Annotated in this window: 12 protein-coding genes; all 12 read left to right on the top strand. The window is 59.4% G+C overall.

Annotated features, from left to right (window positions below):
• Positions 1–1,017: 1-deoxy-D-xylulose-5-phosphate reductoisomerase (gene dxr / locus BI292_RS04160; protein WP_101207089.1), on the top strand; the 1,017-nt coding region annotated here is incomplete at its 5' end.
• Positions 1,018–1,071: 54 nt separating this feature from the next.
• Positions 1,072–2,424: a sigma E protease regulator RseP gene (rseP, locus tag BI292_RS04155; RefSeq protein ID WP_101207088.1), complete on the top strand. Its 1,353-nt coding sequence runs from the start codon at positions 1,072–1,074 to the stop codon at positions 2,422–2,424.
• A 74-nt stretch (positions 2,425–2,498) separates the two neighbouring features.
• Positions 2,499–4,889 carry an outer membrane protein assembly factor BamA gene (gene bamA, locus BI292_RS04150; RefSeq protein WP_101207087.1) on the top strand — a complete coding sequence of 797 codons (2,391 nt, stop codon included), beginning with the start codon at positions 2,499–2,501 and terminating at the stop codon, positions 4,887–4,889.
• Positions 4,890–4,934: 45 nt separating this feature from the next.
• Positions 4,935–5,438 carry an OmpH family outer membrane protein gene (locus tag BI292_RS04145; protein WP_092272436.1) on the top strand — a complete coding sequence of 168 codons (504 nt, stop codon included), beginning with the start codon at positions 4,935–4,937 and terminating at the stop codon, positions 5,436–5,438.
• A gap of 3 nt (positions 5,439–5,441) precedes the next feature.
• On the top strand, positions 5,442–6,497 hold the full coding sequence (lpxD, locus tag BI292_RS04140) for a UDP-3-O-(3-hydroxymyristoyl)glucosamine N-acyltransferase (protein ID WP_101207086.1): 1,056 nt from the start codon (positions 5,442–5,444) through the stop codon (positions 6,495–6,497).
• 108 nt (positions 6,498–6,605) lie between these two features.
• Positions 6,606–7,046 (top strand): 3-hydroxyacyl-ACP dehydratase FabZ, encoded by a 441-nt coding sequence (gene fabZ / locus BI292_RS04135; RefSeq protein ID WP_017336708.1) that lies wholly within the window; start codon positions 6,606–6,608, stop codon positions 7,044–7,046.
• Positions 7,043–7,819 (top strand): acyl-ACP--UDP-N-acetylglucosamine O-acyltransferase, encoded by a 777-nt coding sequence (gene lpxA, locus BI292_RS04130; protein ID WP_092272430.1) that lies wholly within the window; start codon positions 7,043–7,045, stop codon positions 7,817–7,819. The genes fabZ and lpxA overlap by 4 nt, the downstream gene beginning before the upstream one ends.
• 2 nt (positions 7,820–7,821) lie before the next feature.
• A complete protein-coding gene (lpxB, locus tag BI292_RS04125) occupies positions 7,822–8,952 on the top strand; it encodes a lipid-A-disaccharide synthase (protein ID WP_101207085.1) in 1,131 nt (376 codons plus the stop codon).
• 11 nt (positions 8,953–8,963) lie between these two features.
• On the top strand, positions 8,964–9,590 hold the full coding sequence (gene rnhB, locus BI292_RS04120; protein ID WP_167370466.1) for a ribonuclease HII: 627 nt from the start codon (positions 8,964–8,966) through the stop codon (positions 9,588–9,590).
• A 76-nt stretch (positions 9,591–9,666) separates the two neighbouring features.
• Positions 9,667–13,188, top strand: a complete 3,522-nt coding sequence (gene dnaE / locus BI292_RS04115) for a DNA polymerase III subunit alpha (RefSeq protein WP_101207084.1) — start codon at positions 9,667–9,669, stop codon at positions 13,186–13,188.
• A gap of 140 nt (positions 13,189–13,328) precedes the next feature.
• Positions 13,329–14,276, top strand: a complete 948-nt coding sequence (locus BI292_RS04110; protein WP_092272419.1) for an acetyl-CoA carboxylase carboxyltransferase subunit alpha — start codon at positions 13,329–13,331, stop codon at positions 14,274–14,276.
• Between the two features lie 121 nt (positions 14,277–14,397).
• Positions 14,398–15,645 (top strand): tRNA lysidine(34) synthetase TilS (gene tilS / locus BI292_RS04105; RefSeq protein ID WP_101207083.1); only part of this gene is annotated, 1,248 nt, incomplete at its 3' end.

The following is a 15,645-nucleotide window of genomic DNA, read 5'->3' as shown; positions in this document are numbered from 1 at the left end:
CGCGTCGGCAACCCGGCCGCGCGTGGTTTGCAAGACGACTTGCGCGCGGCCGGGTTGCCGACGCGTGTGCTGGTGGGGGAGGAGGGCCTGTGTCAGGTCGCCGCCGACCCTGAAGTCGACGCGGTAATGGCGGCCATCGTCGGTGCGGCGGGCTTGCGTCCGACCCTGGCGGCGGTCGAGGCAGGCAAGAAGATTCTGCTGGCCAACAAGGAAGCGCTGGTGATGTCCGGCGCCTTGTTCATGCAGGCTGTGCGCAAAAGCGGCTCGGTGCTGTTGCCGATCGACAGCGAGCACAACGCGATTTTCCAGTGCATGCCGAATGATTTCGCCCGCGGTCTGGGTGCGGTCGGCGTGCGTCGGATTTTACTCACAGCCTCTGGCGGACCGTTCCGACAGACGCCGATGGAAGAGTTGGAGCATGTTTCCCCTGATCAGGCGTGCGCGCATCCGAACTGGTCGATGGGGCGCAAGATTTCGGTCGATTCGGCCAGCATGATGAACAAAGGCCTCGAGTTGATCGAAGCCTGCTGGTTGTTCGATGCCAAGCCGTCCCAGGTCGAAGTGGTGATTCACCCACAAAGCGTGATTCATTCGCTGGTCGATTATGTCGATGGCTCGGTGCTGGCGCAGTTGGGTAATCCGGACATGCGCACACCGATTGCCAACGCCCTGGCGTGGCCGGAAAGGATTGATTCAGGCGTTGCACCGCTGGATCTGTTTGCCATCGCCCGCCTGGATTTCCAGGCCCCCGACGAAGAGCGCTTCCCGTGCCTGCGTCTGGCGCGACTGGCGGCGGAGTCGGGCGATAGCGCGCCGGCGATGCTGAATGCGGCGAATGAAGTGGCGGTCGCGGCGTTTCTCGACGGACGGGTTCGTTACCCGGAAATCGCGAGTATCATCGAGGAAGTCTTGAATCTGGAGCCTGTGGTTGCGGTGAATGATCTCGAGGCGGTGTTCACCGCAGACGCCAAGGCGCGTGTGCTGGCCGAGCAGTGGTTGAGTCGTCACGGGCGATAAGTGTTGCAGTACGTTGGCCCAATGCAGCACTGGATAGGATTGCGGAGAAAGTAGATGAGCGCGCTCTATATGATTGTCGGCACCCTGGTAGCCCTGGGCGTGCTGGTCACCTTCCACGAATTCGGCCACTTCTGGGTCGCGCGTCGCTGTGGGGTCAAAGTGCTGCGCTTCTCCGTCGGCTTCGGCATGCCGTTGCTGCGCTGGCACGACAAGCAAGGCACCGAATTTGTCCTCGCCGCCATCCCGCTGGGCGGCTACGTGAAGATGCTCGACGAGCGTGAAGGCGAAGTACCGCCCGATCAGATCGATCAATCGTTCAATCGCAAGTCCGTGCGTCAGCGTATCGCCATCGTTTCTGCGGGGCCGATCGCCAACTTTCTCCTGGCAATGGTGTTCTTCTGGTTGCTGGCCATGCTCGGCAGCGAGCAGATCCGGCCGGTCATCGGCGCGGTCGAGTCGGGCAGCATCGCCGCCAAGGCCGGCCTCGGCCCGAACCAGGAAATCGTCGCCATCGACGGCGAGCCGACCTCCGGTTGGGGCGCGGTCAATCTGCAACTGGTGCGTCGCCTCGGCGAGAGCGGCACTTTGCAGTTGCTGGTGCGCGAGCAGGGTTCTACCGCTGATACGCCACGTGAACTGGTGCTGGAGCAGTGGTTGAAAGGCGCGGATGAGCCTGATCCGATTCGGTCGCTGGGCATTCGTCCATGGCGCCCGGCGATTCCACCGATCCTGGCCGAACTCGATTCGAAAGGCCCGGCGCAGGCCGCAGGTCTGAAAACCGGCGACCGTCTGCTGGCGCTCGATGGCAAACCGCTGGACGACTGGCAACAAGTGGTCGACACGGTACGTATTCATCCTGATACCAAAATCATGCTGCGCGTCGAGCGCGATGGTGCTCAAATCGACGTCCCTGTGACGCTCGCGGCACGCGGCAGCAGCAAGGCAGCCACGGGTTATCTGGGTGCCGGGGTCAAAGCAGTCGATTGGCCACCAGAGATGATTCGCGAGGTCAGCTACGGTCCCGTGGCAGCAATTGGCGAGGGTGCTCGACGCACTTGGACCATGAGCGTACTGACCCTCGATTCGCTGAAGAAAATGTTGTTCGGCGAGCTCTCGGTAAAAAACTTGAGTGGACCGATAACCATTGCTAAAGTGGCGGGCGCTTCTGCCCAGTCGGGTGTCGCTGATTTCCTGAATTTCCTTGCTTATCTGAGTATTAGCCTGGGGGTTCTGAATTTGTTGCCCATTCCTGTACTGGATGGGGGACATTTGTTGTTTTATCTGATCGAGTGGGTGCGTGGTCGCCCCCTGTCGGATCGGGTGCAGGGTTGGGGGATACAGATCGGTATCAGTTTGGTGGTCGGGGTGATGTTGCTTGCTCTGGTCAATGATCTGGGTCGACTGTAACGCTTCGCTGAATTGCGAATCTGCCGCATTTTGCGGCAGTTTGTTTATTGCCAGTTGGAATAAGAAAGGACTTCATGAAACGTCTGCTGCTAACTGCGGTTCTCACCGTATTGATGATCGCCGAAGTTCACGCCGAGTCCTTCACTATCTCTGATATTCGCGTCAATGGCCTCCAGCGGGTCTCCGCGGGTAGTGTCTTTGGTGCCTTGCCGTTGAACGTCGGTGAGCAGGCGGACGATCGTCGCCTGGTGGAATCCACTCGTGCGTTGTTCAAAACCGGGTTCTTTCAAGATATCCAGCTGGGTCGCGAAGGCAATGTCCTCGTTATCACGGTAGTCGAGCGTCCGTCGGTCGCCAGTATCGAGATCGAGGGTAACAAGGCCATCTCCACTGAAGACCTGATGAAGGGCCTGAAACAATCCGGCCTCTCCGAAGGCGAGATCTTCCAGCGTGCCACCCTCGAAGGTGTGCGTAACGAACTGCAACGTCAGTACGTTGCCCAGGGTCGTTACTCGGCCACCGTCGACACCGAAGTGGTGGCGCAGCCGCGTAACCGCGTCGCGTTGAAGGTCAATATCAACGAAGGCACCGTTGCCGCCATCCAGCACATCAACGTGGTGGGTAACACGGTATTTGCCGACGACGACCTGATCGACCTGTTCGAACTCAAGACCACCAACTGGCTGTCGTTCTTCAAGAACGATGACAAGTACGCTCGTGAAAAACTCTCCGGTGACCTGGAGCGTCTGCGCTCCTACTACCTGGACCGCGGCTATATCAACATGGATATCGCTTCGACCCAGGTGTCCATCACCCCGGACAAGAAACACGTCTACATCACCGTTAACGTCAGCGAAGGCGAGAAGTACACCGTTCGCGACGTGAAACTCAGCGGTGACCTGAAAGTGCCTGAAGATCAGGTCAAGTCCCTGCTGCTGGTACAGAAAGGCCAAGTGTTCTCGCGCAAGCTGATGACCACCACTTCCGAACTGATCACCCGTCGTCTCGGTAACGAGGGTTACACCTTCGCCAACGTCAACGGCGTGCCTCAGCCGCACGAAGAAGACAACACCGTAGACATCACCTTCGCCGTTGATCCAGGCAAACGTGCCTACGTGAACCGCATCAACTTCCGTGGCAACACCAAGTCGGAAGACGAAGTGCTGCGTCGTGAAATGCGTCAGATGGAAGGCGGCTGGGCTTCGACCTACCTGATCGACCAATCGAAAACACGTCTTGAGCGTTTGGGCTTCTTTAAAGAAGTCAACGTCGAAACCCCGGCCGTACCGGGCGTGGACGACCAGGTTGATGTGAACTACAGCGTTGAAGAGCAGGCTTCCGGTTCGATTACCGCCAGTGTCGGTTTCGCTCAGAGTGCCGGTCTGATCCTCGGTGGTTCGATCACCCAGAACAACTTCCTCGGTTCGGGTAACAAGGTCAGCGTCGGTCTGACCCGCAGCGAATACCAGAGCCGTTACAACTTCAGCTATGTCGATCCGTACTGGACCGCTGATGGTGTGAGCCTGGGTTACAACGCTTTCTATCGCACCACTGACTACAAAGACCTCGACGTCGATGTTGCAAGCTATGCGGTAGACAGCCTGGGTGCTGGCGTCAGCGTCGGCTACCCGATCAGCGAAACGTCGCGCCTGACCTTCGGCCTGACTGCGCAACAGGACAAGATCAAGACCGGTCAATACACCGTTGACGAGATCTTCGACTTCGTGAACCAGGAAGGCGATAACTACCTTAACTTCAAGGCGTCTGCCGGCTGGTCCGAATCGACGTTGAACAAAGGGGTGCTGGCAACCCGTGGCCATTCCCAGAGCCTGACTCTGGAAACCACCACGCCGGGCAGCGACCTGTCGTTCTTCAAACTTGATTACCGCGGTCAGCTGTTCCAGCCGATCACTGAAAACTACACCGTGCGTCTGCACACTGAATTGGGTTACGGCGACGGCTACGGTTCGACCGATGGCTTGCCGTTCTATGAAAACTACTATGCTGGTGGTTTCAACTCGGTTCGTGGTTTCAAGGACAGTACTCTTGGCCCGCGCAGTACGCCGAGCCGTGGTGCTGCGGAAACCGGTAACAGTGGCACTCTGCGCGACCCGGATCAGGATCCACTGCCGTTCGGTGGCAACGTCCTCATCCAGGGTGGTGTCGAGGTGTTGTTCCCGCTGCCATTCGTCAAGGATCAGCGTTCCCTGCGGACTTCGGTCTTCTGGGACGTGGGTAACGTATTCGATTCCAAGTGCGACAAGACGACCAACGCCAATGTCGGCACCAGCGCTCAAACCGAGTGCAACGACATCAGCCTGAGCAATGTCGCCAGCTCCGTCGGTGTCGGCGTGACCTGGGTCACCGCACTGGGTCCTCTGAGCTTCGCGTTGGCCATGCCGATCAAGAAACCGGATGACGCTGAAACTCAAGTGTTCCAATTCTCCCTCGGCCAGACGTTCTAAGCGTCTGACCCAAGATAACGACAATGGATTTTGTAGGAGTGCATCGTGCGTAAGTTGACTCAATTGGTTCTCCTGGCGACCGTACTGGTTGCAGGCCCGGCTTTTGCCGACATGAAAATCGCCGTTCTGAATTATCAGATGGCTCTGCTCGAATCCGACGCGGCGAAAAAATACGCCGTCGACGCCGAGAAGAAGTTCGGCCCACAGCTGAGCAAACTGAAAACCCTGGAAAGCAGTGCCAAAGGTATTCAGGACCGTCTGGTTGCCGGTGGCGACAAGATGCAGCAAGGCGAGCGTGAGCGTCTGGAGCTTGAATTCAAGCAAAAGGCCCGCGACTTCCAGTTCCAGTCCAAGGAACTGAACGAAGCCAAAGCCGTGGCTGACCGTGAAATGCTGAAGCAGCTGAAGCCGAAACTGGATAGCGCTGTGGAAGAAGTCATCAAGAAAGGTGCTTTTGACCTGGTCTTCGAGCGTGGCGCAGTGATTGATGTCAAACCTCAGTACGACATCACTCGCCAGGTTATCGAGCGCATGAATCAGCTGAAGTAATCCATGACAGCGACTATAAAGCTCGGCCAATTGGCCGAGTTCCTCGGCGCCACCCTGAGTGGCGACGCGGAGAAGGAAATTACTGGGCTAGCCACTTTGCAAGAGGCTGGCCCAGCTCAGTTGAGCTTTCTGGCAAATCCTCAATACCGTAAATACCTCGCGGACAGCAAGGCTGCAGCACTGTTGCTGAAGGCTGCTGATGCCGAAGGTTTTGCCGGTAACGTGCTCATCGTGCCTGACCCGTATCTGGCGTACGCGCGCATCTCCCATCTGTTCGACCCCAAACCCAAAGCGGCTGCCGGTGTTCATCCGACGGCAGTGATTGCGGCGGACGCGGTGGTTGACCCGGCGGCGAGCATCGGTGCGTTTGCGGTGATCGAAAGCGGCGCGCGGATTGCGGCGGGTGTCACCGTTGGCGCGCATTGCTTCATCGGTGCACGCTGCGAGATTGGCGAGGGCGGTTGGCTGGCTCCGCGGGTCACGCTCTACCACGACGTGCGCATTGGCAAACGCGTGGTGATTCAGTCGGGCGCCGTGCTCGGTGGCGAAGGTTTCGGTTTCGCCAACGAGAAAGGCGTCTGGCAGAAGATCGCGCAGATTGGCGGCGTGCTGGTTGGTGACGACGTCGAGATTGGCGTCAACACCGCTATCGATCGCGGGGCGCTGGCCGATACCGTGCTGGGCAATGGTGTGAAGCTCGACAACCAGATCCAGATTGCTCACAACGTCCAGATCGGTGATCACACCGCCATGGCGGCGTGCGTGGGCATCTCCGGCAGCACCAAGATCGGCAAGCATTGCATGCTCGCCGGCGGTGTCGGGCTGGTGGGGCATATCGAGATTTGCGACAACGTTTTCCTGACCGGGATGACCATGGTGACCCACTCGATTACCGAGCCGGGTTCCTATTCTTCCGGAACAGCCATGCAACCGGCTGCCGAGTGGCGCAAAAGCGCGGCACGCATCCGTCAGCTCGATGACATCGCGCGGCGTCTGCGACAGCTGGAAAAGCGTGTAGGGGAAGTGACCCCTGGCGATAATGCTTCATCAGATGGCTGATACCATTTCCATATCAAGTGTGCACAGCCGCTAGACTGCCTCCTTGATTTGCTAGAGGGGTGCGCGTCCGTCGCGCGCTCCCAATCTTTACATAGGCTTCCCCCCGAAATGATGGACATCAACGAGATTCGCGAATACCTGCCTCACCGTTACCCGTTCCTGCTAGTGGACCGGGTCGTGGAACTGGATGTGGAAGGCAAGCGCATTCGCGCCTACAAGAATGTCAGCATCAACGAACCGTTCTTCAATGGTCACTTCCCTGCGCATCCAATCATGCCGGGCGTACTGATCATCGAAGCAATGGCTCAGGCTGCCGGTATCCTTGGCTTCAAAATGCTCGACGTGAAGCCAGCTGACGGCACGCTTTACTACTTCGTCGGCTCCGACAAGCTGCGTTTTCGCCAGCCTGTCACCCCCGGCGATCAGTTGATCCTCGAAGCCCGTTTCATCAGCTGCAAGCGCCAGATCTGGAAGTTCGAATGCCAGGCTTCGGTCGACGGCAAACCAGTCTGCTCCGCTGAAATCATCTGCGCGGAACGCAAACTATGAGTTTGATTGACCCTCGCGCAATCATCGATCCGACAGCCGTACTGGCTGAGGGTGTCGAGGTCGGCCCATGGTCGATCGTCGGCGCAGGTGTGGAAATCGGCGAGGGGACAGTGATCGGGCCGCATGTAATTCTCAAAGGCCCGACCCGCATCGGCAAGCACAACCGCATTTACCAGTTTTCCTCGGTAGGTGAGGACACGCCCGATCTGAAATACAAGGGTGAAGAAACCCGCCTGGTCATCGGTGACCACAACGTTATCCGTGAAGGCGTGACGATTCATCGTGGCACCGTGCAGGACCGCGCCGAAACCACTCTGGGTGATCACAACCTGGTGATGGCCTACGCGCACATTGGTCACGACAGCGTGATCGGCAACCACTGCATCCTGGTCAACAACACCGCGTTGGCCGGCCATGTGCACGTTGACGACTGGGCGATCCTCTCCGGTTTCACCCTGGTTCACCAGTATTGCCACATCGGCGCCCACAGCTTTTCCGGTATGGGCACCGCCATCGGCAAAGACGTTCCCGCGTATGTCACGGTGTTCGGCAACCCTGCCGAAGCCCGCAGCATGAACTTCGAAGGCATGCGCCGTCGCGGTTTCAGCGAGGACGCCATCCACGCCTTGCGTCGCGCCTACAAGGTGGTTTATCGCCAGGGCCTGACGGTTGACCAGGCGCTCGCCGAACTGTCCGAACCTTCGGCACAGTTCCCGGAAGTCGCGGTATTCCGTGATTCCATCCAGTCTTCGACTCGCGGCATCACTCGTTAATCATGGCTAATTTGCGTATTGCGCTGGTAGCGGGTGAGGCTTCCGGTGACATTCTGGGCGCCGGTTTGATGCGTGCTCTCAAGGCACAGCACCCGGCGGTGGAGTTCATTGGCGTCGGTGGCCCGTTGATGCAGGCCGAAGGCCTGACCTCGTACTTCCCAATGGAACGGCTGTCGGTCATGGGCCTGGTGGAAGTGCTGGGCCGATTGCGCGAGTTGCTCGCGCGGCGCAAGAAACTGGTCGCCGACCTGATCGCCGAGAAACCGGACGTGTTCATCGGCATCGATGCGCCGGACTTCAACCTCAATATCGAACTGAAGCTGCGTCAGGCCGGGATCAAAACCGTGCATTACGTCAGCCCTTCAGTCTGGGCGTGGCGGCAAAAGCGCGTGCTGAAGATTCGCGAAGGCTGCGACTTGATGCTGACGCTGTTCCCGTTCGAAGCCAAATTCTACGAAGAGAAGGGCGTGCCAGTACGCTTCGTCGGGCACTCACTGGCCGATGCGATTCCGCTGCAAGCCGATCGCGCCGCCGCGCGCGCCGAACTCGGTTTACCGGACGGGCCGCTAGTGGCGCTGATGCCGGGCAGTCGCGGCGGTGAAGTCGGGCGTCTCGGTGCGCTGTTCCTCGATACCGCCCAGCGTCTGCGCGCGTTGCGTCCCGGCGTGCGTTTCGTGGTGCCGTGCGCCAACCCCGAGCGCCGCGCGCAGCTCGAAGAACTGCTGGCCGGGCGAGATCTGCCGCTGACGTTGCTCGACGGCAAATCCCATCTGGCGCTGGCGGCCTGCGACGCAGTGTTGATCGCTTCCGGCACGGCGACGCTTGAAGCGTTGCTGTACAAACGGCCGATGGTCGTTGCGTATCGCCTGGCGCCGCTGACGTTCTGGATTCTCAAGCACATGGTCAAAAGTCCTTACGTCTCGCTGCCCAACTTGCTCGCCCAGCGCCTGTTGGTCCCGGAGTTGTTACAGGACGATGCAACGGTCGAAGCGCTGGCCCAGACCTTGTCGCCATTGATCGAGGGCGGCGAAGAGCAGACTCGCGGTTTCGACGAGATCCACCGCACCCTTCGTCTGGACGCCTCCAACCAGGCGGCGGACGCCGTGCTGAAACTGATCGGCGAAATACAATGAGTAAGACAAGCATGCAAATGGGCCTGGATTTCACTTTGGTCGCAGAAGCCGTGGATTTGGTTGCCGGTGTTGACGAAGTCGGTCGCGGCCCGCTGTGCGGCGCCGTGGTCACCGCTGCGGTGATCCTTGATCCGATGCGACCGATCCTCGGCCTCAATGATTCGAAGAAGCTCACCGAAGCGCGCCGCGAAAAGCTCTACGACGAAATCTGCGAGAAAGCGCTGAGCTGGTGCATCGCCCGCGCTGAAGTCGAAGAAATCGACGAACTGAACATCCTCCACGCCACCATGCTGGCGATGCAGCGCGCCATCGAAGGCCTGCACATTCAGCCGAAACTGGCGATGATCGACGGCAACCGCTGCCCTAAATTGTCGATGCGCGCCGAAGCGGTGGTGCAGGGCGACGGCAAGGTCCCGGCAATTGCTGCGGCATCGATTCTCGCCAAGGTCAGCCGCGACCGCGAGATGGCCGCTTTCGAATTGATCTACCCGGGTTACGGAATGGGCGGCCACAAAGGCTACCCGACGCCCGTTCATCTGGAAGCGTTGGCCCGTCTCGGACCGACGCCGATTCACCGCCGCTCGTTCGCCCCGGTGCGCATGGCGTACGAGGCGCGCGAAAACCTGATTGTGATTTAGTCGCAAGGCTGATGTTTTTTCCAAGGCCCGGTACAATCCGGGCCTTGTTGTTTTCATGACATAACGCAGGATCACCATGCCGGCTTCATTCGTTCACCTACGCCTGCACACTGAATACTCCCTGGTCGACGGTCTGGTGCGGATCAAACCGCTGGTCAAGACCCTGGTCGGCATGAACATGCCTGCCGTTGCGGTCACCGACCAGAACAACATGTGTTCGCTGGTCAAATTCTATAAAGCTGCCATGGGCGCAGGCATCAAGCCGATCTGCGGCGCCGACCTGTGGCTGTCGAACAAGGATCCGGACAACGCGCTGAGCCGGATCAGCCTGCTGGCGATGAATGGCGTCGGTTATCGCAACCTCACTGAACTGATCTCGCGCGGTTTTATCGACGGTCAGCGCAATGGCTCGATCATCATCGAGCGCGAGTGGGTGGCCGAAGCGAGCGAAGGCTTGATCATGCTGTCGGCGGCGAAGGAGGGCGAGATCGGCCTGGCCATGCTCGGCGGCAACCCGGCCGAAGCGGAAAAACTCGCGCGTGAATGGATGGCGGTGTTCCCGGACCGTTTTTACCTGGAAATTCAGCGCACCAGCCGCCCCAATGACGAAGAACAATTGCATGGCGCCGTGGCCCTGGCCGAGAAACTCGGCGCGCCGCTGGTGGCGACCAACGATGTGCGCTTCATCAAGCAGGAAGATTTCGAGGCGCACGAAACCCGCGTCTGCATCGGCGAGGGCCGCGCCCTCGACGATCCGCGGCGTTCGAAGAATTACAGCGATCAGCAATACCTCAAAAGTGCCGAGGAAATGGCTGAGCTGTTCAGCGACATTCCCGAGGCGCTGGCCAACACCGTCGAGATCGCCAAGCGCTGCAACATCGAAGTGAAGCTCGGCAAGCACTTCCTGCCCAACTTCCCGATCCCCGATGGCATGACCATCGACGAGTATTTCCGCAAGGTGTCCTTCGATGGCCTGGAAGATCGCCTCAGCGTGCTGCTGCCCAAGGACACCACCGAAGACTACGAAACCAAGCGTCAGGTCTACGTTGACCGGCTGAATTTCGAGCTGGATATCATCATCCAGATGGGCTTCCCCGGTTACTTCCTGATCGTTATGGACTTTATCCAGTGGGCCAAAAGCAACGGCGTGCCGGTGGGCCCGGGGCGTGGATCGGGTGCCGGGTCGCTGGTGGCCTATGTGCAGAAGATTACCGACCTCGATCCGCTGGAATATGACCTGCTGTTCGAACGTTTCCTTAACCCGGAACGGGTCTCGATGCCCGACTTCGACGTCGACTTCTGCATGGATGGCCGGGACCGCGTGATCGAATACGTGGCCGAAAAATACGGTCGCAACGCGGTCAGCCAGATCATCACCTTCGGTTCGATGGCGGCCAAGGCTGTGGTCCGCGACGTGGCGCGGGTGCAGGGCAAGTCCTACGGCTTGGCGGATCGCCTGTCGAAGATGATTCCGTTCGAAGTCGGCATGACCCTGGAAAAAGCCTACGAGCAGGAAGAAATCCTCCGCGACTTCATCAAGGTCGATGAAGAAGCCGCCGAAATCTGGGACATGGCGCGCAAGCTCGAAGGCGTTGTGCGTAACGTCGGTAAACACGCCGGTGGTGTGGTTATCGCGCCGACCAAACTGACTGACTTCTCACCGATTTATTGCGACGAGGCCGGCGACGGTCTGGTAACCCAGTTCGACAAGGATGACGTCGAGGCGGCCGGCCTGGTGAAGTTCGACTTCCTCGGTCTGCGAACGCTGACGGTCATCGACTGGGCGCTGAAAACCATCAACCGCGACCGCGCCAAAGTCGATCAGCCGCCGCTGGACATTGCGTTCATTCCGCTGGATGACAAACCGACTTACCAGTTGCTGCAAAAGGCTGAAACAACTGCGGTGTTCCAGCTCGAGTCGCGCGGCATGAAAGAGCTGATCAAAAAGCTCAAGCCCGACTGCCTGGAAGACTTGATCGCACTGGTCGCCCTGTTCCGTCCGGGCCCGCTGCAATCGGGCATGGTTGACGACTTTATCAACCGTAAGCACGGTCGCGCCGAGCTGGCGTATCCGCACTCGGATTATCAATACGAAGGCCTCAAGCCAGTATTGGCGCCGACTTACGGCATCATCCTGTATCAAGAACAGGTGATGCAGATCGCCCAGGTCATGGCCGGTTACACCCTCGGTGGTGCGGACATGCTGCGTCGCGCCATGGGTAAGAAAAAACCCGAAGAAATGGCCAAGCAGCGCGGCGGTTTTATTGAAGGTTGCAAGACCAACAACATCGAAGCCGACCTCGCCGGTAACATTTTCGACCTGGTAGAAAAATTCGCCGGTTACGGTTTCAACAAGTCTCACTCCGCCGCTTATGGTCTGGTGTCGTACCAGACGGCTTGGCTGAAAACCCATTACCCGGCGCCGTTCATGGCTGCGGTACTGTCGGCGGACATGCACAACACCGACAAGGTCGTGACCTTGATCGAAGAAATTCGCACCATGAAGCTGCGTCTCGACGCGCCGGATGTGAATACTTCGGAATTCAAGTTCACGGTGAACGACGAGGGCCGGATCATCTATGGCCTCGGCGCGATCAAGGGTGTCGGCGAAGGTCCGGTGGAAGCGATCACCGAGGCGCGTCAGGACGGGCCGTTCAAGGACTTGTTCGACTTCTGCGCGCGGGTCGACCTCAAACGCATTAACAAACGTACCCTCGACGGTCTGATCCGCAGCGGTGCGCTGGATCGTCTGGGGCCGTACTTCCATGACGAAACCAAAGCCTATCAGGCCAATATCGACCGCAATCGCGCGGTGTTGCTGAACGCAATGGAAGGCGCGATCAAAGCCGCCGAGCAGACCGCGCGCACCCACGACAGCGGCCACGCCGACCTGTTTGGCGGGTTGTTCGTCGAGGCAGACGCCGACGTTTATGCCAACCACCGCAAGGCCAAGGAGCTGACGCTCAAGGAACGCCTGAAAGGTGAGAAAGACACCTTGGGCCTGTACCTGACCGGTCACCCGATTGACGAATACGAAGGCGAAATTCGCCGCTTCGCCCGTCAGCGCATCATCGACCTGAAACCGGCGCGCGACACCCAGACCGTCGCCGGCATGATCATCGCCCTGCGGGTGATGAAGAATAAAAAGGGCGACAAGATGGGTTTCATCACCCTCGACGACCGCTCCGGCCGAATCGAAGCGTCGCTGTTTGCCGAGGCATTCCATTCCGCGCAGTCGCTGTTGCAGACCGACGCGATGGTGGTGGTCGAAGGCGAAGTCAGCAACGATGACTTCTCCGGCGGTTTGCGCTTGCGGGTCAAACGCGTGATGAGCATGGAAGATGCGCGGACCAACCTCGCTGAAAGCCTGCGTCTGAAGCTGCACACCAAGGATTTGAAAGGCGATCAGCTACGCTGGTTGGGTGAATTGTTCAAGCGTCACCGCGGCGCGTGCCCGATCACCATGGAATACACCAGCCCCGATGCGAAGGCCTTGCTGCAGTTCGGTGAGACCTGGCGGATCGACCCGGCGGATGCGTTGATTCAAGCCTTGCGTGACCAGTTCGGGCGAGACAACGTCTTCCTCCAATACCGTTGACGGTCAGGCGCGCTGAAGGCTGCCTGATCTCGACCTGAATTTTTAATCTCGACCTGAACGCGCCTCTCCCTTAAGGTAGGGCGCGAATAGACAACCGGCCGGCCCAAGCTCTCTTGGAAGTCGACCCAAGACGGACGCCTATGAACCCGAATTTTCTAGATTTCGAACAGCCGATCGCCGACCTGCAAGCCAAGATCGAAGAGTTGCGCTTGGTCGGTAATGACAATTCGCTGAATATCGGCGATGAGATCTCCCGCCTGCAGGACAAGAGCAGCACCTTGACCGAAGACATCTTCGGCAAGCTGACCAGCTGGCAGATCGCGCGCCTGGCGCGTCACCCGAAACGTCCGTATACCCTGGACTACATCGAGCACATCTTCACTGAGTTCGATGAGTTGCACGGCGACCGTCACTTCTCCGACGACGCTGCCATTGTGGGCGGTATCGCGCGTCTGAACGATGAGCCGGTGATGATCATCGGTCACCAGAAGGGCCGCGAAGTGCGCGAGAAAGTTCGCCGCAACTTTGGCATGCCACGTCCGGAAGGCTATCGCAAAGCGTGCCGCCTGATGGAAATGGCCGAACGTTTCAAAATGCCGATCCTGACCTTCATCGATACCCCGGGCGCCTACCCTGGCATCGACGCCGAAGAGCGCAACCAGAGCGAAGCGATTGCCTGGAACCTGCGTGTCATGGCGCGTTTGAAGACGCCGATCATCGCCACCGTCATCGGTGAAGGTGGTTCTGGCGGTGCTTTGGCGATCGGCGTTTGCGATCAACTGAACATGCTGCAGTACTCGACCTACGCGGTGATTTCGCCGGAAGGTTGCGCGTCGATTCTGTGGAAAACCGCAGAGAAGGCACCGGATGCTGCTGAAGCGATGGGCATCACTGCCGAGCGCCTGAAAGGCTTGGGCATCGTTGATAAGGTCATCGGCGAACCACTGGGCGGCGCGCATCGCGATCCAGCGGCTGCTGCGGCTTCGATCCGTGCCGAGCTGAGCTCGCAACTGGCGATGTTGAAGGGCTTCGACACCGAAGCGCTGCTGACTCGCCGTTATGAGCGCTTGATGAGCTACGGCCTCTAAGCCGAGCACGCGCTCTTGTAGGAGCAAGGCTTGCCCGCGAAGGGGGCGCCTCGGTTTTAATGACCGACCGCGTTATCGTTCATCGCGAGCAAGCTCGGCTCCTACAGGTTTTGGTGTACTCATGACACTTGGCGCAGTACTTCTAGGGCAGCTCGCCCCATGGCGCAACGCCGCACACTGGCGCATCGCGTTCTCCGGCGGACTCGATTCCACCGTCCTGCTGCACCTTCTTGCCGATCTCGCAAAATCCCACTCCCTGCCGGCGCTCAGCGCCCTGCATGTCCACCACGGTTTGCAACCGGCGGCTGATGCGTGGCCGGCGCATTGTCAGGCCGTCTGCGATGGCTTGGGGGTGCCGCTGAAAATCGTGCGCGTGCAGGTTCAACCCGGCGCCAGCCTGGAACGTGCCGCGCGGGAGGCGCGTTATGGCGCTTTCATTGAGGCGATGCAGTGCAACGACGTGTTGCTGACCGCCCAGCACCGTGACGATCAGGCTGAAACCTTGCTGTTTCGTCTGTTGCGTGGCGCCGGTGTGAGAGGGCTTTCGGCTATGCCGAGCCAGCGAGCGCTGGGTCACGGGCAGCTGCTTCGGCCGCTGCTCAACGTCAGCCGCGCCGAACTCGAAACCTATGCCCGCGCGCATCAATTGCGCTGGATCGACGACCCGTCGAATCAGGATCGCCAGTTCTCGCGCAATTACTTGCGCCACCAAGTGTTGCCGAGCCTGACCGAGCGCTGGCCGCAAGCGCAGGCGACCATGGCCCGCAGCGCTGGCCATCTGCGCGAGGCGCAGGAACTGCTTGATGAGTTGGCGCAGATTGATCTCGCCGCAGCCGCTGGCAGCAATGATTTTGAATGGCTGGGGTTGCCGTCGCTGGACTTGGCGTCGCTGCGAAAACTTTCCGCCGCCCGTCAACGCAATGCTTTGAGCTGTTGGTTGAACCAGCGCACGCGCATGCCCGACAGCGACCATTGGTCGGGATGGGAGGATCTTCGCGACGCTACCGGCGATGCGCGTCCGATCTGGCGATTGGCCGACGGTGAATTGCATCGCAGCGCTGGGCGCATCTGGTGGTTGTCCGGCCCGTGGCTGCGCGCGCCGTCGATGGTTGCGAGCTGGTCAAATCCCGAATCATCTTTGATGTTGCCGGATAACGGCCTGCTGACTTTGAGCGGGCAGATCCCTGGCGGACCGCTGCATATTCGCTATCGTCAGGGCGGCGAAGTCATGCATCTGCCCGAGCGCGGCCATCGCGACCTGAAGCGTTTGCTTAATGAAAGGGGCGTACCGTCATTCGTGCGTGGCAGATTGCCGCTGCTCTATCGCGCCGACCAACTGCTTGCAGTGGCTGGGTTGCGGGGGTTGAAC

Source organism: Pseudomonas sp. 43NM1, assembly GCF_002836905.1.
GTDB classification, from domain to species: Bacteria; Pseudomonadota; Gammaproteobacteria; order Pseudomonadales; family Pseudomonadaceae; genus Aquipseudomonas; species Aquipseudomonas prosekii.
Note: the sequence above shows the minus strand (reverse complement) of the source record. Positions and strands in the feature narration are given on the sequence as shown.